This window comes from Streptococcus sp. 9.1(2021) (genome assembly GCF_030466425.1).
Taxonomy (GTDB): domain Bacteria; phylum Bacillota; class Bacilli; order Lactobacillales; family Streptococcaceae; genus Streptococcus; species Streptococcus wuxiensis.
This window is the reverse complement of the sequence record NZ_JAGQFU010000002.1, coordinates 360,666-381,431: the sequence shown is the minus strand read 5'-3', so window position 1 is coordinate 381,431 and position 20,766 is coordinate 360,666. Positions and strand designations below refer to the sequence as shown.

The 20,766-nt window shown below is 41.6% G+C and carries 22 protein-coding genes; 19 read left to right on the top strand and 3 right to left on the bottom strand.

Annotated features, from left to right (window positions below; translation table 11 throughout):
- Positions 1 to 6: 6 nt before the first annotated feature.
- The 5 genes from KBU52_RS07585 to KBU52_RS07565 all read left to right on the top strand — a co-directional run bounded on the left by KBU52_RS07585 (position 7) and on the right by KBU52_RS07565 (position 4,562).
- Positions 7 to 912: a PTS mannose/fructose/sorbose/N-acetylgalactosamine transporter subunit IIC gene (locus KBU52_RS07585; protein WP_254724641.1), complete on the top strand. Its 906-nt coding sequence runs from the start codon at positions 7 to 9 to the stop codon at positions 910 to 912.
- On the top strand, positions 899 to 1,720 hold the full coding sequence (locus tag KBU52_RS07580; RefSeq protein WP_006152801.1) for a PTS system mannose/fructose/sorbose family transporter subunit IID: 822 nt from the start codon (positions 899 to 901) through the stop codon (positions 1,718 to 1,720). Before KBU52_RS07585 ends, KBU52_RS07580 begins: the two co-directional genes overlap by 14 nt.
- A 3-nt stretch (positions 1,721 to 1,723) precedes the next feature.
- Positions 1,724 to 2,128 carry a PTS sugar transporter subunit IIA gene (locus KBU52_RS07575; protein ID WP_000167445.1) on the top strand — a complete coding sequence of 135 codons (405 nt, stop codon included), beginning with the start codon at positions 1,724 to 1,726 and terminating at the stop codon, positions 2,126 to 2,128.
- A 219-nt stretch (positions 2,129 to 2,347) separates the two neighbouring features.
- Positions 2,348 to 3,511, top strand: coding sequence for an SIS domain-containing protein (locus tag KBU52_RS07570; RefSeq protein WP_254724642.1), 1,164 nt, complete (start codon positions 2,348 to 2,350; stop codon positions 3,509 to 3,511).
- A 13-nt stretch (positions 3,512 to 3,524) separates the two neighbouring features.
- Positions 3,525 to 4,562: an aldose epimerase family protein gene (locus tag KBU52_RS07565; protein ID WP_254724643.1), complete on the top strand. Its 1,038-nt coding sequence runs from the start codon at positions 3,525 to 3,527 to the stop codon at positions 4,560 to 4,562.
- A 40-nt stretch (positions 4,563 to 4,602) separates the two neighbouring features.
- Here KBU52_RS07565 and KBU52_RS07560 read toward each other — a convergent pair whose 3' ends face one another.
- The gene (locus KBU52_RS07560) at positions 4,603 to 6,282 is read right to left on the bottom strand and encodes a ribonuclease J (RefSeq protein WP_254724644.1); all 1,680 of its coding nucleotides are present in this window, start codon (positions 6,280 to 6,282) and stop codon (positions 4,603 to 4,605) included.
- A gap of 1 nt (position 6,283) precedes the next feature.
- Positions 6,284 to 6,517, bottom strand: coding sequence for a DNA-dependent RNA polymerase subunit epsilon (locus KBU52_RS07555; protein WP_004250411.1), 234 nt, complete (start codon positions 6,515 to 6,517; stop codon positions 6,284 to 6,286).
- Between the two features lie 272 nt (positions 6,518 to 6,789).
- Between KBU52_RS07555 and KBU52_RS07550 the strand changes: the two genes are divergently transcribed.
- The 13 genes from KBU52_RS07550 to KBU52_RS07490 all read left to right on the top strand — a co-directional run bounded on the left by KBU52_RS07550 (position 6,790) and on the right by KBU52_RS07490 (position 18,682).
- Positions 6,790 to 6,996, top strand: coding sequence for a hypothetical protein (locus KBU52_RS07550; protein WP_025170512.1), 207 nt, complete (start codon positions 6,790 to 6,792; stop codon positions 6,994 to 6,996).
- 110 nt (positions 6,997 to 7,106) lie between these two features.
- Positions 7,107 to 7,790, top strand: a complete 684-nt coding sequence (gene tsaB / locus KBU52_RS07545; protein ID WP_254724645.1) for a tRNA (adenosine(37)-N6)-threonylcarbamoyltransferase complex dimerization subunit type 1 TsaB — start codon at positions 7,107 to 7,109, stop codon at positions 7,788 to 7,790.
- Positions 7,787 to 8,224, top strand: a complete 438-nt coding sequence (gene rimI, locus KBU52_RS07540) for a ribosomal protein S18-alanine N-acetyltransferase (protein WP_254724646.1) — start codon at positions 7,787 to 7,789, stop codon at positions 8,222 to 8,224. The genes tsaB and rimI overlap by 4 nt, the downstream gene beginning before the upstream one ends.
- Positions 8,214 to 9,224: a tRNA (adenosine(37)-N6)-threonylcarbamoyltransferase complex transferase subunit TsaD gene (tsaD, locus tag KBU52_RS07535; RefSeq protein ID WP_254724647.1), complete on the top strand. Its 1,011-nt coding sequence runs from the start codon at positions 8,214 to 8,216 to the stop codon at positions 9,222 to 9,224. Before rimI ends, tsaD begins: the two co-directional genes overlap by 11 nt.
- 66 nt (positions 9,225 to 9,290) lie before the next feature.
- Positions 9,291 to 9,893 carry a hypothetical protein gene (locus KBU52_RS07530; RefSeq protein WP_254724648.1) on the top strand — a complete coding sequence of 201 codons (603 nt, stop codon included), beginning with the start codon at positions 9,291 to 9,293 and terminating at the stop codon, positions 9,891 to 9,893.
- 70 nt (positions 9,894 to 9,963) lie between these two features.
- Positions 9,964 to 10,659, top strand: coding sequence for an AzlC family ABC transporter permease (locus tag KBU52_RS07525; protein ID WP_254724649.1), 696 nt, complete (start codon positions 9,964 to 9,966; stop codon positions 10,657 to 10,659).
- Positions 10,649 to 10,972: an AzlD domain-containing protein gene (locus tag KBU52_RS07520; RefSeq protein WP_254724650.1), complete on the top strand. Its 324-nt coding sequence runs from the start codon at positions 10,649 to 10,651 to the stop codon at positions 10,970 to 10,972. Before KBU52_RS07525 ends, KBU52_RS07520 begins: the two co-directional genes overlap by 11 nt.
- A 103-nt stretch (positions 10,973 to 11,075) precedes the next feature.
- A complete protein-coding gene (locus tag KBU52_RS07515) occupies positions 11,076 to 11,918 on the top strand; it encodes an amino acid ABC transporter substrate-binding protein (RefSeq protein ID WP_254724651.1) in 843 nt (280 codons plus the stop codon).
- A 139-nt stretch (positions 11,919 to 12,057) separates the two neighbouring features.
- Positions 12,058 to 14,400 (top strand): hypothetical protein, encoded by a 2,343-nt coding sequence (locus KBU52_RS07510; RefSeq protein ID WP_254724652.1) that lies wholly within the window; start codon positions 12,058 to 12,060, stop codon positions 14,398 to 14,400.
- Positions 14,401 to 14,585: 185 nt separating this feature from the next.
- The gene (locus KBU52_RS07505; protein WP_254724653.1) at positions 14,586 to 15,440 is read left to right on the top strand and encodes a MetQ/NlpA family ABC transporter substrate-binding protein; all 855 of its coding nucleotides are present in this window, start codon (positions 14,586 to 14,588) and stop codon (positions 15,438 to 15,440) included.
- 120 nt (positions 15,441 to 15,560) lie between these two features.
- Positions 15,561 to 16,934 carry a M20/M25/M40 family metallo-hydrolase gene (locus tag KBU52_RS07500; protein ID WP_036755324.1) on the top strand — a complete coding sequence of 458 codons (1,374 nt, stop codon included), beginning with the start codon at positions 15,561 to 15,563 and terminating at the stop codon, positions 16,932 to 16,934.
- Positions 16,927 to 17,988 (top strand): methionine ABC transporter ATP-binding protein, encoded by a 1,062-nt coding sequence (locus KBU52_RS07495; RefSeq protein ID WP_254724655.1) that lies wholly within the window; start codon positions 16,927 to 16,929, stop codon positions 17,986 to 17,988. Before KBU52_RS07500 ends, KBU52_RS07495 begins: the two co-directional genes overlap by 8 nt.
- Position 17,989: 1 nt before the next feature.
- Complete coding sequence (locus tag KBU52_RS07490; RefSeq protein ID WP_070676987.1) at positions 17,990 to 18,682, top strand: methionine ABC transporter permease; 693 nt, start codon at positions 17,990 to 17,992, stop codon at positions 18,680 to 18,682.
- 22 nt (positions 18,683 to 18,704) lie between these two features.
- On the opposite strand, the gene KBU52_RS07485 is transcribed toward KBU52_RS07490, so the two are convergent.
- Positions 18,705 to 19,277, bottom strand: coding sequence for an MptD family putative ECF transporter S component (locus KBU52_RS07485; RefSeq protein WP_254724656.1), 573 nt, complete (start codon positions 19,275 to 19,277; stop codon positions 18,705 to 18,707).
- Between the two features lie 196 nt (positions 19,278 to 19,473).
- Between KBU52_RS07485 and hisS the strand changes: the two genes are divergently transcribed.
- A complete protein-coding gene (hisS, locus tag KBU52_RS07480; protein ID WP_254724657.1) occupies positions 19,474 to 20,754 on the top strand; it encodes a histidine--tRNA ligase in 1,281 nt (426 codons plus the stop codon).
- Positions 20,755 to 20,766 lie beyond the last annotated feature (12 nt).

The window sequence follows — 20,766 nt, the reverse complement described above, 5'->3', positions numbered from 1 at the left end:
ATTGTTATGATACAATGGTGGCAAATTTTACTTCTCACTCTGTACTCAGCTTATCAAATCTGTGATGAGTTGACGATCGTTTCTTCTGCAGGTTCCCCTGTATTCGCTGGTTTCATTACTGGTTTAGTCATGGGAGATTTGACAACTGGTTTGTTTATCGGTGGTAGCTTGCAGTTGTTCGTACTTGGGGTAGGTACCTTCGGTGGTGCTTCTCGTATTGACGCAACTTCTGGTGCGGTTCTTGCGACTGCTTTCTCAGTTTCACAAGGAATCGAAACAGACCTTGCGATCACTACAATCGCTGTACCAGTAGCAGCACTTTTGACTTACTTCGACGTACTTGGTCGTATGACTACAACATTCTTCGCTCACCGTATTGACGCTGCGATTGAACGCTTTGACTACAAAGGAATCGAACGTAACTATCTTCTTGGTGCGCTTCCTTGGGCTCTATCTCGTGCCCTTCCAGTATTCTTCGCCCTTGCTTTCGGTGGAGAATTCGTACAAGGTGTTGTAAACCTTGTTAAAGAATACCAATGGGTTGCAGACGGTTTGACTCTTGCAGGTCGTATGCTTCCAGGTCTTGGATTCGCTATCTTGCTTCGTTACCTTCCAGTTAAACGTAACCTTCACTACCTTGCTATGGGATTTGGTTTGACAGCAATGTTGACTGTTCTTTACTCAAACGTAACAAGTCTTGGTGGAGCAGTTGCTGGTATCATTAGCACTCTTCCTGCTGAAGTTGCTGAAAAAATTGGCTTTGTTAACAACTTCAAAGGATTGTCTATGATCGGTATCTCTATCGTGGGTATCTTCCTTGCAGTTGTTCACTTCAAGAACAGCCAAAAAGTTGCTGTAGCAGCACCTTCTACACCATCAGAAAGTGGGGAAATTGAAGATGACGAATTCTAATTACAAATTAACAAAAGAAGATTTTAATCAAATTAACAAACGTAGCTTGTTCACTTTCCAATTGGGATGGAACTACGAACGTATGCAAGCATCAGGTTACCTATACATGATCTTGCCACAATTGCGTAAAATGTATGGAGATGGAACTCCTGAGTTGAAAGAAATGATGAAAGTTCATACTCAATTCTTCAACACTTCACCATTCTTCCACACAATCATCGTTGGTTTTGACCTTGCCATGGAAGAAAAAGATGGCGTTGTCTCTAAAGATGCGGTTAACGGTATCAAGACAGGTTTGATGGGACCATTCGCTCCTCTTGGAGATACTATCTTTGGTTCACTTGTACCTGCTATCATGGGATCTATCGCTGCAACAATGGCTATCGCTGGTCAACCTTGGGGTATCTTCCTTTGGATTGCAGTTGCAGTAGCGTATGACATCTTCCGTTGGAAACAGTTGGAATTTGCCTACAAAGAAGGGGTTAACCTTATCAACAACATGCAAAGTACTTTGACAGCTTTGATTGAAGCTGCATCTGTACTTGGTGTGTTCATGATGGGTGCTCTTGTAGCAACAATGATCAACTTTGAAATTTCATACAAATTGCCAATCGGTGAAAAGATGATTGACTTCCAAGATATCTTGAACTCAATCTTCCCACGTTTGCTTCCAGCAATCTTCACTGCCTTCATCTTCTGGTTGCTTGGTAAGAAGGGTATGAACTCTACAAAAGCTATCGGTATCATTATCGTGCTTGCCTTGGCTCTTTCTGCCTTTGGTAAATTTGCACTTGGAATGGGCGCATAATTTATGACTAAATCATTAATTCTAGTGAGCCACGGTCGTTTCTGTGAAGAACTTAAAGGTAGCACAGAGATGATTATGGGACCACAAGACAATATTCATGCGGTTGCTCTTCTTCCAGAAGATGGACCAGAAGAATTTACTGCTAAATTTGAAGCTGCTGTTGAAGGATTGGATGATTTCCTAGTCTTTGCGGATCTTCTTGGCGGAACTCCATGTAACGTGGTGAGCCGTTTGATTATGGAAGGTCGTGACATTGAACTTTATGCAGGAATGAACCTTCCAATGGTCATTGAGTTTATCAATGCAAGCCTAACTGGAATGGATGCGGACTATAAGAGTCGTGCTTCAGAAAGCATTGTGAAAGTTAATGATTTATTGGCGAGCTTCGACGACGATGAAGATGAATAATACTCTTCAAAAATCAAATTCAAACCACGTCAGCTTCGCCTTGCCGTACTTGAGTACAGCCTTCGGCTAGCTTCCTAGTTTGCTCTTTGATTTTCATTGAGTATAAGATGTGATTGCGTTAAAACGTTAAATCATCTTATAGAAAATATACATGGGAATGGGAGCGACTCCCATTCCCATGTTTTCAATCATGAAACAATATTAGATTAGAGGTTTTCAATGCTAGATTATACAAAAGAAGATTTGCTTGAGTTGGGAGCAGAGATCACCACACGCGAAATTTACCAACAACCAGATGTTTGGAAGGAAGCTTTTGAATCATACCAAGCACGCCGTGATGAAATTGCAGCCTTTTTGCAAGGAATTGCAGATAAACATGACTACATTAAGGTTATCCTGACTGGTGCTGGGACTTCAGCTTATGTAGGCGACACCTTAGTTCCATACTTCAAGGAAGTCTATGACGAACGTAAATGGAATTTCAATGCTATTGCTACAACAGATATCGTTGCAACCCCACAAACCTATTTGAAAAAAGACGTGGCAACTGTTTTGGTATCATTCGCACGTAGTGGAAACTCACCTGAGAGTGTAGCAACCGTTGACTTAGCAAAAGCCTTAGTTGACGAGCTTTATCAAGTAACGATCACTTGTGCAGCTGAAGGGAAATTAGCACTTCAAGCCCACGGTGACGATCGCAACCTCTTGCTTTTGCAGCCGGCAGCTTCTAACGATGCTGGCTTTGCAATGACATCAAGCTTTACTTCAATGATGTTGACCGCACTTTTGGTCTTCGATCCAACTGAATTTGCTCTTAAAGCTGAACGTTTTGAAGTGCTTTCTAGTCTTGCTCGTAAAGTTCTTGACAATGTGGCAGATGTGAAAGAGTTGGTTGACCTAGACTTTAACCGAGTGATTTACTTAGGTGCAGGTCCATTCTTCGGACTTGCTCATGAGGCACAACTGAAAATTTTGGAATTGACTGCTGGTCAGGTTGCGACAATGTATGAAAGTCCAGTCGGCTTCCGTCACGGTCCAAAATCTCTTATCAATGAAGATACTGTAGTTTTAGTTTTTGGTACTACAACGGACTATACTCGTAAGTATGACTTAGACTTAGTTCGTGAAGTTGCAGGTGATAAAATTGCTCGTCGCGTTGTTCTCTTGAGTGACCAAACTTTTGGACTTGAAAATGTCAAAGAAGTAGCACTTGGTTGTGGCGGTGTCTTGAACGATATTTACCGTGTCTTCCCTTACATCGTTTATGCCCAACTCTTTGCCCTTTTGACTTCGCTTAAGGTTGGAAACAGACCTGATACACCATCACCTACAGGTACAGTAAACCGCGTCGTTCAAGGTGTTATTATTCACGAATTCAAATAATAAGGAGAAAAGGATGAAAACATACACAGAACGTGTATTTGGGAAAGTTGATGACAAGGATGTTGTCGCTTATCGCTTTGAAACAGAAGCAGGATACCAACTAGAAATCATGACCTATGGTGCAACGATTCTACGCTATGTAACTCCTGATAAGGCTGGTAATTTTGCAAATGTTATCCTAGGTTTTGATGATTTCGAAAGCTATGTGGGAAATAGCCCTAAACATGGAGCGAGTGTAGGTCCAGTGGCAGGTCGTATCGCAGGTGCGACATTCGAATTGAATGGGAAGACCTATGAACTCGAAGTCAACAATGCTAGCAACTGTAACCACAGCGGTTCAACAGGTTGGGATTCTAGTCTGTTTGAGCTAGTGGAGGTGAGCGATCATGGCTTGACTCTTTACACAGAAAGAACAGACGGGACAGGAGGTTTCCCTGGAAATCTTAAAATCTGGATTAGCTACTACTTGGAAGAAACGGGTGCCTATGAAATCAGCTACAAGGTAACGACAGATCAAGATACCTTGGTCAATCCAACCAATCACAGCTACTTTAACTTGTCAGGTGATTTTACTCAGACGGTTGATCGCCATGTCTTCCAACTGAATACAGAAGGTATTTATCCAATCGCTCCTGATGGTGTCCCAGCTAAAACTCCAGATGCCGATCGTGATGTGGTTAAACACATCTACAATGGTGCCTTGTTGAAAGATATATTTGCAGAAGAAGATGAGCAAATCCAACTCGTATCTGGATTGGACCATCCATTTGCTCTTCCGGAAGGACATGACAATGCTGGTTTCTTGTATGACCAAGGTTCAGGTCGCTTCCTGCTCTTCAAGACAGAGGCTCCTTGCTTTGTAGTTTATACCGCAAACTTTGTGGATGAGAGTGTCATCATCGCTGGTCAACCAATGATGCAGCACAATGGGATTGCTCTTGAAGCACAGGCTTTACCAGATGCTATTCACAGTGACCTGAAAGATCAAGTCATTCTAAAAGCAGGTGAGACTTTCACTAGCAAAACTCGTTACGAAATTGTCGTTAAATAATAAAAATTCTCTGAAGTCATAGGATTTCAGAGAATTTTTCTTATTCTTCATCTGGTGTGAGAATCATCGGAATGATGATTGGTTCACGTTCAGTGTTTTCGTAAAGGAATGGTCGAATGGCGTTTACGATAGCACCATTGACAGATTGGACGCTGGCATCCTTGTTTTTCAAAGCGATACGAATAGCATTGAAAAGGATGCGCTGACTTTGACGGATCAAGTCGCCAGATTCGCGCATGTAGACGAAACCACGACTAAGGATATCTGGTCCAGAAATAATCATCTGAGACTCAAAGTCTACCGTTGCGACAGCAAGTACGACACCATCTTCGGATAGGTCTCGGCGGTCTTTTAGGACTGCCGCCCCGATTTCGCCGATCCGATTTCCATCGACGTAGATATCTTGAGCATTGAAATGACCTGCGATACGAGCAGAGTTTGCAGTAAGGGCAAGGACATCACCATTGCTCATGATAAAGATATTGTCTTTCTCAACTCCAGTATCTACGGCAAGTCCAGCGTGGACTTTTTGCATGCGATATTCACCGTGAACAGGCATGAAGTATTTTGGTTTGATGAGGCGGAGCATGAGTTTTTGTTCTTGCTGACCACCATGTCCTGATGTATGGATGTTGTTAATCTTACCATGGATGACTTCAACACCAGCTTCAGAAATGATGTTAATCAGCTTGTTAACACTAGTGGTGTTTCCTGGGATTGGACTAGATGAGAAGATAACCGTATCGCCAGGTTGGAGTTGCACTTGACGGTGGGTTCCGTTAGCTATACGAGAGAGAGCCGCCATAGGTTCACCCTGGCTACCTGTACAAAGGATAAGAATTTCACCTGCAGGGTAATCTTTGATTTCATTTGCTTCGATGAAGGTTCCTTTTGGCGCTTTGATGTAGCCAAGTTCGATTCCGTTAACAATAGCCTTTTCCATAGAACGACCAAAGACAGCAATCTTACGACCTGTTTTGACAGCGGCATCAGTTGCTTGTTGGAGACGGAAGATGTTTGAGGCAAAGGATGCAAAGATGATACGTCCCTCGATACCTTGGATAATCTTCATAATAGACTGACCAACGACCTTTTCAGAGTTTGTAAAGGTTGGCACTTCAGCATTTGTTGAGTCTGAGAGTAAGCAAAGTACTCCGTCTTCACCTAGGGCTGCCATACGATGCAAGTCTGCAGGTTCACCAACTGGTGTAAAGTCAAACTTGAAGTCACCGGTACAGACGATTTTTCCTTGAGGTGTGTGGATAACAATTCCCAAAGGTTCTGGGATTGAGTGAGTTGTTCTAAAGAAAGTTGCTTTAAGATTTTTAAAGGTCAACTCAGTGTTGTGGTTGATTTCGTGAAGTGTAGCATTGCGCAAAAGGCCATGTTCTTCGAGTTTTCCACGGATCAAAGCGAGGGCTAGTGGACCTGCATAGATAGGGATATTTGCTTGCTTGAGCAAGAAAGGAATCCCACCAATATGGTCCTCGTGTCCGTGTGTAATCAAGAGAGCCTTGACGCGGTCGATATTTTCGACAATGTAAGAGTAATCAGGGATAACGTAGTCGATACCAAGCAAGTCATCCTCGGGGAATTTAATCCCTGCATCAACGATGATGATTTCGTCTTGGTATTCGATTCCGTATGTATTTTTACCGATTTCTCCTAGACCACCAATGGCAAAAACGCCCACTTCTTCTGGTTTAAGAGTATAGGCCATATTAGAACTCCGTAATTTCGAATGAGCCAGTTTCTTTTTCGTAGTCTAGCAATTTGTCAGACAAGAGCTCGATATATTCAACGTTAAATTCTGGACGGTTTTTTTCAACAAGTTCACGGGCAATGATACGTCCCTCAAGTTCTGAGCTGGCATCAATGTCTAAGTAAAGTGAGCGTGTTGTTTCACGACGTGGGCTACGGTCTTTTGTTTCTTGATAAAAAACTTTGTAAATCATGTGTTTCCTTTCTGTTTTCAGGTCAGCTGTATTCAAAAAATTACCAGCTTGAAGCTGTTTGTTTCTATTTCATTTTCTGCCTGTATTGACCTTGATTCGTTACAATTATCTCAATTATAACATAAAAAGGGGAATTAGTAAAAGCAGGAAACATGAAAGTAAGGAGCTTGAAATGTGTTTCATTTTGCCCGATACAAGTATTTGAAGACTTTGAAATCACGTGCTATAATAAAGTTAGAAAAGAGGTTTTTCCTTATGAAGGAGGGCAGGATATGTTTCAACTAGCTATTATCATTCGTCTTCTGGCCTTTGCGGGATTTGTTGCCTGTGTTTACGGAGGAAATATTTTGTATACTCGGCTAGAGTATCGGAAGGCCAAATTCCTATGGAAGATTGGCTTCGTGACTCTGTATTCGTTTTTCCTTCTCCTAGTGACCTATGTGGTCTGGTTCGTATTTTACTTTGGTTTGAATTCTTGAGTGCTTGTCCTGTCTGTTTGGCAGGGCATTCTTGTTTCAAAACAAAGAAAATTCCCATGTGTCAGCTTTTGTAGTATAATAGTAAACAGACAAAAAGATAGGAATGTGTTATGAAAGTATTAGCTTTTGATACGTCCAGTAGGGCTCTGTCTTTAGCCATTTTAGAGGATAAGCAAGTTCTTGCCGAGACGACAATTAATGTCAAGAAAAATCACAGTATTACCCTCATGCCTGCTATTGATTTTTTGATGGCGAGTTTGGATTTGACGCCAAAGGATTTGGATCGAATCGTCGTAGCAGAGGGGCCGGGTAGCTATACAGGTTTGCGAATCGCAGTAGCAACTGCCAAGACCTTGGCTCATACCTTAAACATTGAGTTGGTAGGTATGTCGAGCCTTTTAGCTCTGCTACCGAATCAAGAGGAAGGTCTGGTTGTTCCTTTGATGGATGCACGTCGTAATAATGTTTATGCAGGATTTTATGAAAATACCCATCCCGTTTTTCCTGAAGCTCATTTGTCTTTTGCAGAAGTTTTAGAGAAAGTTAAGGATGCTGATCAGGTAACCTTTGTCGGAGAAGTTGGAGCCTTTGTGGAGCAGATTCAAGAACAATTGTCGCAGGCTAGCTACCAAGAAACCTTACCAAATGCAGCCAATCTAGCTCTTTGGGCCTGGGACAAGGAAGCAGACTCCTTGCATGATTTTGTGCCAAACTATCTCAAACGTGTCGAAGCTGAGGAAAATTGGCTCAAAAATCACACTGAGTCTGGCGAATCTTACATCAAACGCCTATGATTGAAATCAAACGAATCCAACAGCAACCTGACTTGGTACAGGCAATTTACGCTGTCATGACGGATGTTTACACAGTTAGCCCTTGGAACTTGGAACAAATCCAAGCAGACCTATCTCAAGATCAGACCTGGTATGCTCTTGCTTTTGATGGGGTAGAAGTGATTGGTTTTCTAGCAGTTCAGGAGAATTTTTTTGAAGCAGAAGTCCTGCAAATCGCTGTCAAAAAAGCCTATCAAGGACAGGGGATAGCATCAGACTTGTTTGCAACTTTACCGACGGACAAGGAGATTTTCCTCGAAGTCAGAAAGTCCAACCACCGAGCGCAAGTATTTTACAAGAAAGAAAAAATGGCAGTTATCGCTGAGAGAAAGGCCTATTATCATGATCCAGTCGAGGACGCCATTATCATGAAGAGAGAAATAGATGAAGGATAGATACATTTTAGCATTTGAGACATCTTGTGATGAGACCAGTGTCGCCGTCTTGAAAAATGATGACGAGCTCTTGTCCAATGTCATTGCTAGTCAAATTGAGAGTCATAAACGTTTTGGTGGCGTAGTGCCAGAAGTGGCTAGCCGCCACCATGTTGAAGTCATTACAGCCTGTATCGAGGAGGCGCTAGCAGAAGCAGGAATTAGCGAAGAGGATGTGACAGCTGTTGCGGTTACTTACGGACCAGGCTTGGTCGGAGCCTTGCTAGTTGGCTTGTCAGCTGCTAAGGCTTTTGCTTGGGCTCATGAACTACCTCTAATTCCCGTTAATCACATGGCTGGTCATCTCATGGCAGCTCAAAGTGTCGAGCCTTTGGAATTCCCCTTGTTAGCCCTTTTAGTCAGTGGTGGACACACAGAGTTGGTCTATGTGTCTGAGGCTGGTGATTACAAGATTGTTGGCGAAACCCGAGATGATGCAGTTGGTGAGGCCTATGATAAGGTCGGTCGTGTTATGGGCTTGACCTATCCAGCAGGTCGTGAGATTGACGAGTTGGCCCATAAAGGTCAGGATGTGTATGATTTCCCACGTGCCATGATTAAGGAAGACAATCTGGAGTTTTCATTCTCAGGATTGAAGTCTGCTTTTATCAATCTTCACCACAATGCCGAGCAAAAGGGAGAAAGTTTGTCTAAGGAAGATTTATCTGCATCCTTCCAAGCAGCAGTCATGGATATTCTCATGGCAAAAACCAAGAAGGCTTTGGAGAAATACCCTGTTAAAACCCTAGTCGTGGCTGGTGGTGTGGCGGCCAATAAAGGTCTCAGAGAACGCTTATCAGCTGAAATCACCGATGTCAAGGTTATCATTCCACCTCTACGTCTTTGCGGAGATAATGCAGGTATGATTGCCTATGCTAGCGTTAGTGAGTGGAACAAAGAAAACTTTGCAGGCTTAGACCTCAATGCCAAACCAAGTCTCGCTTTTGATACTATGGAATAAAGAGTTAGCTCAGCGTTAACTCTTTTATCTTGGACAAATGCGCGAGTTTTTTAGTATAGTAGAAATATGAGATTTAAAAAAATAATCAGTATGGCACTTGCCCTAGGGATATTGTTGCTGTCTCTAATGGTTTTTCAGATGTTTCAAAAGACGCAATTGGTCATGTTTGACTCTATTTCACTTAACATGCCTGTCGAATCTGTTGAAAAAGTGTTTGGAAAACCTAATGAGATAGTAGAAGAGACAGAAACAGGCTATCACAATCCTTGGCGTGCAAAAGATCCCTATCTCTTTAAAACTGGGCGCCTTTTCTACGACTATGAAAATTTTAAATGGAAAGGTTATAGTGGTCGCGTGACCTTTACTTTTTCAAAATCACATCGTTTACAAAGGGCGTCGGTTTATTTCCCTGTGACTTCCAAAGCTCAACAGAAAGAAATCTTTTATCAGATGACCCAAGACATGAAAGCTGAAATCGAAGCTCTACCAAATTTTCAGTCTTTGAAAGTTGATGCCTTGATCGGGGGTGATGTCGGTTATCGGTTTAAGGTCAAACTGAAAGGGCAACTGAGAGAACCCTGGATCGATGTTTATCCTACAAAATATGAGGATGATGACAGACCTGAGATTAACCAATATAATATTCGCATAGATCAATCTCAGTGGTAGTCGCCCTAGGGTTCTTGTTTTGAACGCTTTGTGACAATAGAATGCTGTATTTGTAAGAATGAGGAGGTTTATGAAAGAAAAAGGATTTTGGGAGGGGGCACAGGCTGCAGTGCCGACCGCTTTAGGCTATGTCAGCATCGGACTTGCTTGTGGGATTATCGGGGCTCCATATGTAACCCCTGTAGAGATGGGCTTGATGAGTCTCTTTGTCTATGCTGGGAGTGCCCAGTTTGCCATGATAGCCTTGATAGCAGTTCAAGCCCCTGTAGTAGCCATTGCCATGACGGTCTTTTTGATCAATCTGCGTCTCTTTTTATTGAGTTTACATGCGTCGACCTATTTCCGTCATACTAGTCTCTGGCATAATATCGGAATGTCTAGTATCTTGACCGATGAGACCTATGGTGTCTTGATGGGCGAGCTGGTTCATAGGGACAAGGTCAATCCTATGTGGATGCACGGGAACAACCTTAACAGCTATCTGGCTTGGTTTGTCGGGACTGTTTTCGGGACTGCTCTAGGTGGACTTTTGCCAAATCCGGAGATTTTCGGTCTTGACTTTGCCTTGGTCGGAATGTTTATTGGAATTTTTGCATCTCAGTTTCAAATTATGCAAAAACGGATTCCCTTGTGCAACCTCTTCATCATTTTAGGAGTTGTTGCCCTTTCCTTCTTTATACTTTTGACAGTGGTGTCCCAGTCACTAGCTGTACTGTTTGCGACCTTGCTAGGTTGTACCATGGGGGTGGTCTTAGATGGTCAGTAAGTATATTTTAATGGCAATTATCTTATCTGGCTTGGTGACATGGATTCCAAGAATGATTCCTTTCATCCTTGCTAAGTACAAAGGATTACCAGTAATCGTAGAGCGTTTTTTGAAATTTCTACCTGTATCTATTATCTTTGCTTTGATTTTATCAAGTGTGGCAACAGGTAAGGTCGGTAATTTTCCTCAAATCAAATGGTTAGACTTGATAGTAGTCTTTCCAACAGCCTTTGTTGCCTTCCGTTACCGCAATTTGGTTGGTACAGTTCTTTTTGGAGTAGTCTTGATTGCTGCCTTACGTTTTATCTTTTAAATCAGCTATAAAGAAAACTTATGGCAAAGATAGAAATCATATAATAGCGCAATTGCTTTTTTTCTGTTAAGATAAGACTATATTCTATTTTGGAGGAAATATTATGAAGAAAATCGTCAAATATTCATCTCTTGCTGCTCTTAGTTTTGTTGCTGCAGGTTTACTAGCAGCTTGCTCAGGCGGTGAGAAGAAAGATGCAGCATCAGGTGAAGCAGCATCAGCGAAAAAAGAAATCGTCGTAGCAACTAACGGATCACCAAAACCATTTATCTATGAAGAAAATGGTGAATTGACTGGTTACGAAATTGAGCTTATTCGTGCTATCTTTAAAGACTCAGACAAGTATACTGTCAAGTTTGAAAAGACAGAGTGGTCAGGGATTTTCCCGGGACTTGATAGCGATCGTTATCAAATTGCCGTTAACAACCTCAGTTATACCAAAGAACGTGCAGAGAAATACCTCTACGCGGCGCCAACTGCTAAAAACCCTAACGTTCTTGTTGTGAAGAAGGACGATACTAGCATCAAGTCTCTTGATGATATCGGTGGAAAATCTACGGAAGTCGTTCAAGGAACAACCTCAGCTAAACAATTAGAAGCATACAACACAGAACATGCGGACAATCCAACTATCCTTAATTACACAAAGGCTGATTTCCAACAAATCATGTCTCGTTTGAGCGATGGACAATTTGACTACAAGATTTTTGATAAAATCGGTGTAGAGACAGTTATCAAAAACCAAGGTTTGGATAACTTGAAAGTCATCGAACTTCCAAGCGACCAACAACCTTACGTATACCCACTTCTTGCCAAAGGTCAAGATGAGTTGAAGGCATTTGTGGACAAACGCATCCAAGAACTCTATAAAGACGGAACCCTTGAAAAACTATCTCAACAGTTCTTTGGTGGTTCTTACCTGCCAGCAGAAGCTGACATTAAATAGTTAAAAATTACCTCTGTTAGTGACAGGGGTATTTTTTATGTAAGCACATTCAAAAAAACGACTGGATTGCCTCATATTCTTTGACAGAAGGCGTTTACATAGATTATAATAGTATATAATACCTTTAAAGGAGATTGTCATGAAATATAAAAAATTTCTATCCTCATTTACATTAGCGACTGCTTTGTTAGCAGCAAGTGCGATAAATCAGGAAGTTCAAGCTAATGAAAAGCCTGTAGATGCTAAGGAAAAAGCTGTTACACCATCATCATCTGAAAAACAGATTACAGATGCGCAAAAGGAAGTTAAGAAAGCTCAAGCGTCTGTAGATGAAAAAGCTTCAAAAGAAGCGGAGGCTAAAAAGGACTTAGCCAAGGCTGATAAAAAGGTTGCTGAGACAAAAGAATCTATCAATATCGCTAAAAATGCTGATGCTATCATCGAAGAAGAATCAAAAGTAGCATCTGAGAAGAGCGCTGAAAAAACAGAAGCTGACAAAGCTTTGGCAAATGCAGAATCTACAGCAACAGCAGCTAAATCTGCAGAAACTGCAGCTAAAGAAGCTAGCCAATCTGCCAATGAAAAGCGTGATGCTAAAGCGGCAGAGGTAAAAGCTAAACAAGCTGAACTAGATGGTATGACTGATGAAAGTCTTAAAAATCAAATCTCTAATGCAGAAAACGAGGTTAAAAAGGCAAATCAGTCTCTTCAAGAACAGACTAAAGCAGCAAGTGAAGTAGCGAATAAGATAGCAGATAAACAAAAGGAACTTGACAATTACAAACCAACAGTCTTGAAAAATGTCTTGAATCCAGAAGAACAAGGTCGTAAAGCTCCAGCATCTGAGGATGGTTATGACTATAACAAGCAATATCGTCCTAAAGACGCCTCAGGTAATCCTTTGATGGAGAATGTTGCCTTCCAAGGTGTTCGTGAAGTTGAAGTAGAAGCAACTGAAGAAATGAAACGCTTCACTAAGGCTTTAGCTGATTATAATGCAAATCCATCCAAATATAAAACAAGACCAGTCTTTAAGTTTGTTGTGGATAATCGCAAATTGACAGAAGCTTTCATTGAGGTAGCAAATGAACTCCGTCGTGCGAATGGTGTTACACAAGACTTAGCTCTAGACGAAGCCTACATTAAACATGCAGAAGAACGTTCAAATGAAATGGCTACTACTGGTATCCTAAGCCATGATACCAAGTTATCACACCCAGATGGAGAAGATGTTCGTGTAGAAAATATCGGAATGGATTATGCAATTCCTGGAACAGATGGTGGACCAAACTTTGTGGAAGTTAAAAATGGTCAAACGATTTATAATTACGATAAGATTATGAGTTATAAACAGTATGCTTATAAAATCCTTTTAGCTTGGTATGCAGACTTTAATAATATAAAAGGAATCGACTACGGACACCGCAGAGCCCTTCTTACACCGGTTGGAGGGAAAGTAGGAGTTGCCCAAGGAACGATTGAAGGAAAAAATCCTAATAACATTTATTATACATATACAAGTAATGCCTATTCACCTGAAACAGTGAAGGAATACACGTCTAATTTCTATGCCTTTAAGGACGATGATAAATTGCATCCGACTTTCTATGGTAAACGCATGAAGTTCTTGCCTGAGCATCACTTTGTATACGTTGAAAAAACAGTTATTGACAAATCTGCTGACCTTAAGGCTGAACTTGCATCATTGAAAGCAGAAAAAGCTGACAAAGATGCGAAAAAAGTAGCTGCTGAAACTAAAAAAGCTGACTTGTTAGTAGCTTTGGATAAATTAAATAAACAAGCCAATAATTTATCAAGTTCACGTGAACAAGTTAAAAAAGACTTGGAACAAGCGAAATCTGATTTGGCAACCTTGACTGCAGATGCGAAAGCAAAAGCTGACTTAGTTGCTACAAAATCACAAGAAGCAACTAAAGCAAGTCAAAATCTAAAAGCCTTGCAAGCCAAGGTAGCAGAATTGGCTACAGCTATTAAAAATGCAGAAGAAAAACGCGATAAAGCAATGACCTTGAAAGGTCAAGCATCAGCCTTGGAAACAACCTTGAAGCAAGCAGAAACTGATAAAGCAAATGCACAGAAAGTTAGTGATCAAGCAGAAGCTGAGTTGAAATTGGCTCAAACAGCCTTGGCAGAAGCTAAAGCGAAGCTACAAGCTTTATTAGATGTACTTGAAGCAGAGAATATGCTGAAAGTGGCAGAAAAAGACGGAATGATTATTGGGCTACCAAAAAATGCACCAATTCAAGACCCACTTCCAGAATTTGATCTTCGTAAACTTGCTGACAAACCTCAAGGAGCAGAAACTAAAAAACCTGGAGAAAAAGCTTCTACTAAAGTATTACCAAATACAGGAACAAACTCAGGTGTAGATGAACAAGCGACTCTGTTTGGAGTTTACGGTTTACTTGCGAGTCTCGGCTTAGCAGGCATCGTAACACGACGCAGAAGACAAGGTGAATAAATCTTAAAAGCTATCTAGTAATCAGCTAGATGGCTTTTTTGTAGAATGATAGATCCGAGGATAGGTCTAATATCAGCTTAATATGTATAGTTTCAAACTATATGTCTGTCTATCTAATAACAATTTGCTAAATCAAATAAAGTATGAGATACTATTACGGTATTATTTTTAAAGGAGAAAGAATCATGAAAATCAAAAAATGGTTAAGCGTAGCAGCGATTGCTACAGTAGCAGGCCTTACACTTGTAGCTTGCGGAAATTCAGACAAGAAAGCGGACAATACAACTACAGTTAAAATTGCGACTGTTAACCGTAGCGGTTCAGAAGAAGCACGTTGGGATAAAGTCCAAGAATTGGTTGAAAAAGACGGAATTAAATTGGAATTCACAGAGTTTACAGACTACTCACAACCAAACAAAGCAACTGCTGATGGTGAAGTAGACTTGAACGCTTTCCAACACTACAACTTCTTGAACAACTGGAACAAAGAAAATGGTAAAGATCTTGTAGCGATTGCGGATACTTACATCTCACCAATCCGTCTTTACTCAGGTTTAAACGGAAGTGAAAACAAGTACACTAAAGTGGAAGAAATCCCAGATAACGGTGAAATCGCAGTACCTAACGATGCTACAAACGAAAGCCGTGCCCTTTACCTTCTTCAATCAGCTGGTTTGATTAAATTGGATGTTTCAGGAACTGCACTTGCGACAATCGCAAACATCACAGAAAATCCAAAGAACTTGAAAATCACTGAATTGGACGCTAGCCAAACAGCTCGTTCATTGTCATCAGTTGATGCAGCTGTTGTAAACAACACTTTTGTTACAGAAGCAAAATTGGACTACAAGAAAGCACTCTTTAAAGAGCAAGCTGACGAAAACTCAAAACAATGGTATAACATCATCGTTGCGAAAAAAGATTGGGAATCATCACCTAAAGCTGATGCAATCAAGAAAATTATCGCAGCTTACCACACTGACGAAGTGAAAAAAGTCATCGAAGAAACTTCAGACGGCTTGGATCAACCAGTTTGGTAATAAACACAGGGAGGTGGGAGAGATTTTTCCACCTCTTGCTTTTATATAGAGCCTAAAACAAATGAAATCCACTTGTATTGATTCTAAAGGTACAAGTCCTAGTAGAAAGGTAGAGAGAAAATGGTTTTCCCTAGCCAAGAAGAACAAATTGAAAAGTTTGAAAAGGATCATGTAGCGCAACATTATTTTGAAGTTTTGCGTACTTTGATTTCTAAAAAATCAGTCTTTGCCCAACAAGTCGGCCTGAAAGAGGTAGCTCGTTATCTAGGTGAGATTTTTAAACGTGTTGGTGCAGAAGTTGAGATTGACGAGAGCTATACAGCGCCTTTTGTCATGGCACATTTCAAAAGTTCACGACCAAATGCCAAGACTATCATTTTCTACAACCACTATGACACAGTGCCAGCAGATGGTGATCAAGTTTGGACCGAGGATCCCTTTACACTCTCTGTGCGTGATGGCATTATGTATGGACGCGGGGTTGACGATGACAAGGGGCATATCACTGCTCGCTTGAGCGCTCTGAGAAAATACATGCAACATCATGATGATCTCCCAGTCAATATCAGCTTCATCATGGAAGGGGCAGAGGAATCGGCCTCTATGGATTTGGATAAATATTTAGAAAAACATGCGGACAAACTCCGAGGCGCAGATTTATTAGTCTGGGAACAAGGAACAAAGAATGCTTTAGAACAGTTAGAAATCTCTGGTGGAAACAAGGGGATTGTGACCTTTGATGCCAAGTTCAAAAGTGCAGACGTCGATATCCATTCTAGCTATGGTGGAGTCATCGAATCAGCTCCATGGTATCTCATTCAAGCTTTGACAAGTCTTCGCGCTACCGACGGCCGTATCTTGGTAGAAGGTTTGTACGATGATGTGCAGGAACCAAACGAACGTGAGTTAGCCTTGGTTGAAACCTATGCCCAACGCAATCCAGAGGAAATCAGTCAGATTTATGGCTTGGAATTGCCACTTTTACAAGAGGAACGTACCGCCTTTCTAAAACGTTTTTTCTTTGAACCAGCGCTCAATATCGAAGGAATTCAGTCTGGTTATCAAGGTCAAGGAGTTAAAACGATTTTGCCAGCAGAGGCTAGTGCCAAGCTAGAAGTCCGTTTGGTTCCAGGGCTTGAACCCCATGATGTTTTGGAGAAAATCCGAAAACAACTAGACAAAAATGGCTTTGATAAGGTAGAATTGTACTATACTTTGGGTGAGATGAGTTATCGAAGCGATATGAGTGCACCATCCATTCTCAATGTCATTGAGCTGGCCAAGAAATTCTATCCACAGGGTGTATCTGTCTTGCCAACAACAGCTGGTACAGGTCCAATGCATACGGTATTTGATGCCTTAGAAGTACCTATGGTTGCCTTTGGTCTAGGGAATGCCAATAGCCGAGACCATGGTGGAGATGAAAATGTGCGAATCGCAGATTATTATACCCATATTGAATTAGTAGAGGAGCTGATTAGAAGTTATGAGTAGAGACATTATCAAATTAGACCAGATCGATGTGACTTTTCATCAAAAGAAAAGAACCATCACAGCGGTCAAGGATGTGACCATTCACATTCAAGAAGGGGATATCTACGGGATTGTAGGATATTCTGGAGCAGGGAAATCAACCCTGGTTCGTGTTATCAACCTTTTGCAAAAACCATCTGCAGGTCGAATTACTGTAGATGATGATGTGATTTTCGATGGTAAAGAAACCTTAACTGCCGGGCAATTACGTCGTAAGCGTCAAGATATTGGGATGATTTTCCAACACTTTAACCTTATGAGTCAGAAGACAGCAGAGGAAAACGTAGCTTTTGCCCTCAAACACTCTGGACTCAGTGAGAAAGATAAGAAGGCTAAAGTGGCTGAATTATTAGACTTGGTCGGATTGGCTGACCGTGCTGAAAACTATCCTTCGCAACTTTCTGGTGGACAAAAACAACGTGTGGCTATTGCGCGTGCCTTGGCTAATGATCCAAAAATCTTGATTTCTGACGAGTCAACTTCAGCTCTTGATCCAAAGACGACGAAACAAATCTTGTCACTCTTGCAAGAATTGAACCGTAAACTAGGCTTGACTATTGTTTTGATTACGCATGAGATGCAGATTGTCAAAGACATTGCTAATCGTGTGGCAGTTATGCAGGATGGTCGCTTGATTGAAGAGGGCAGCGTTCTTGAAATCTTCTCAGATCCTAAGCAACCATTGACCCAGGACTTTATCTCAACGGCTACTGGTATCGATGAAGCTATGGTCAAGATTGAAAAGCAAGAAATCGTGGAGCACTTATCTGAAAATAGCATTTTGGTACAACTCAAGTATGCAGGCGCTTCTACAGATGAGCCACTTTTGAATGAATTATACAAACACTACCAAGTAACAGCCAATATTCTCTATGGGAATATCGAAATTTTGGATGGCACTCCTGTTGGTGAGCTTGTAGTTGTCTTGTCAGGAGAAAAAGAAGCACTGGCAAAAGCTCAAGAAGCTATCCATCAGGCTGGTGTGCAACTAAAAGTATTGAAGGGAGGACAGTAAGATGGCAGACTTGATTCAAACATATTTACCAAATGTCTATAAGATGGGCTGGTTAGGCCAAGCAGGCTGGGGAACAGCAATCTACTTGACTCTTTATATGACAGTTCTTTCCTTTATCATTGGAGGATTCCTAGGGCTAGTTGCAGGACTTTTCCTCGTCTTAACTGGACCTGGTGGCGTCTTAGAAGATAAATTTGTCTTTTGGGTTTTGGATAAGATTACCTCAATCTTCCGTGCGGTTCCATTTATCATTCTCTTGGCAGTCTTGTCTCCCTTTTCTCATCTAATCGTAGGAACAAGCATTGGTCCAAATGCGGCTATCGTACCACTTTCTTTTGCAGTTTTTGCCTTCTTTGCTCGTCAGGTTCAAGTAGTTTTATCAGAGCTTGATGGTGGTGTCATTGAGGCGGCTCAAGCAAGTGGAGCGACATTTTGGGATATCGTAGGAGTTTACCTATCAGAAGGACTTCCAGATTTGATCCGCGTGACGACTGTGACCTTGATTTCACTAGTCGGTGAAACAGCTATGGCGGGAGCAGTTGGGGCTGGAGGTATCGGTAACGTAGCTATCGCTTATGGTTTTAACCGTTACAATCACGATGTGACTATTCTTGCGACCCTCATCATTATCTTGATTATCTTTTCTATCCAATTTTTGGGAGATTTCTTGACCAAGAAATTAAGTCATAAATAAAAAAGAGCCACCTGGCTCTTTTTTATGATGTTTTATGTGCTAATTTCTTACTAAGTGTTTGTCCAATCAGGGCACCAAGTAGAGCGCCGATGAGAATACTTGTGATAAAGAGGAAGATATTAGTAGGATTCGGTGCAACCATAATGCGATCGATATAGTCCTGAGATTTTCCACGAGCGACTAGAGTTGCGATATAGGCTTGAGGGGTCAACCACATGAGTAGGATGGGACCAGTAGTACCAAAGGCAAAAACTAGGAAGGAAAGAAGGTTCTTGACCTTATCCTTGTAATGTCCTAGGTGAGCGATGCCATCTGCTGCAAGACCGCAGATAATACCTGGCAGAAAGGCTCCAGCACCATGCTTACTCCCGAGGAAAAAGAGAGCAATCACAAGTCCTATCGATGTAATCGCTCCGAAACGAGGCACTTTGGCTAAAAGAATCATATAGACGCTACCACCTACAAGAGCAGAAAAGGCAGGGGCGTAAAACATATTTCCAGTGTGGTCGACGAGGTTCCCTAGTAGAACCCCCACTCCGATACAGAGAAAGTAGACAAGGGCAGCAACAAGGGTTGTCAAGATATTCTTTTTCATAAGTTCTCCTTCGTATATCTGATGGTTTTCATTGTATCATGCCTGGCTTAGATTGTAAATACTGGCTGATATTTGCTATTTGTCCGGAAACTAGATGAAAGAGGAATAGACTAAAGCTATTTCTTTACTCCTCTGACTGTCCCAATCCCTTTATTTATGGTAAAATAGGACTATTAAGTTAGAAAGAGGATTCTCTATGAAATTACAAAAACCAAAAGGAACGCAGGATATTTTACCTGCTGACTCTGCCAAATGGCAGTACGTTGAAGGATTTGCGCGTGAAATCTTCAAACGCTACAACTACGCAGAAGTACGTACCCCAATTTTTGAGCACTACGAAGTCATCAGTCGTTCTGTTGGAGACACAACCGATATCGTAACCAAGGAAATGTATGATTTCTATGACAAGGGTGACCGCCATATTACCCTCCGTCCAGAAGGAACTGCTCCAGTCGTTCGTTCTTATGTGGAAAACAAACTCTTCGCACCAGAAGTGCAAAAGCCAAGCAAGTTCTACTACATGGGCCCAATGTTCCGCTATGAGCGCCCACAAGCAGGGCGTTTGCGCCAATTCCACCAGATTGGTGTGGAGTGCTTTGGCTCTAGCAATCCAGCTACCGATGTAGAAACGATCGCTATGGCAGCCCACTTCTTGAAAGCAATCGGCATACAAGGTGTCAAACTACACCTCAACACTCTTGGAAATCCTGAGAGCCGTGCAGCCTATCGTCAAGCCTTGATTGACTACTTAACACCGCTCAAAGATAGTTTGTCTAAAGATAGCCAACGTCGTTTGGAGGAAAACCCTCTTCGTGTCTTGGACTCGAAGGAAAAAGAAGACAAGGTAGCTGTGGAGAATGCACCATCTATCTTGGATTACCTGGATGCAGAAAGCCAAGCTCACTTTGATGCTGTTCGTCAGATGTTGGAGAATCTAGGAGTAGACTATATCATCGATACCAATATGGTGCGTGGTTTGGATTACTATAACCACACCATTTTCGAGTTCATCACAGAGATTGAGGGCAATGCTCTAACAGTCTGTGCAGGTGGTCGCTACGATGGCTTGGTTGCTTACTTCGGTGGTCCTGAAACTGCTGGATTTGGTTTTGGACTTGGTGTAGAGCGTCTTCTTCTAGTCCTTGAAAAGCAAGGTGTGGCCCTACCTATCGAAAACGCCCTAGACGTCTACATTGCTGTCCTTGGTGAAGAGGCTAATCTGAAGGCTTTGGAGTTGGTACAAGCTCTTCGCCAACAAGGCTTCAAAGCGGAGCGTGATTACCTCAATCGTAAACTTAAAGCTCAGTTTAAGTCAGCAGATGTTTTTGGAGCTAAGACTCTTATCACTCTTGGAGGGAGCGAAGTCGAAAGTGGACAAGTCAAGGTTAAGAACAACCAAACGCGAGAAGAAGTTCAAGTTTCGCTTGAAACTATTAGCAAAAACTTCTCAGAAGTATTTGAAAAATTAGGATTTTAATAGTCAAGTAAT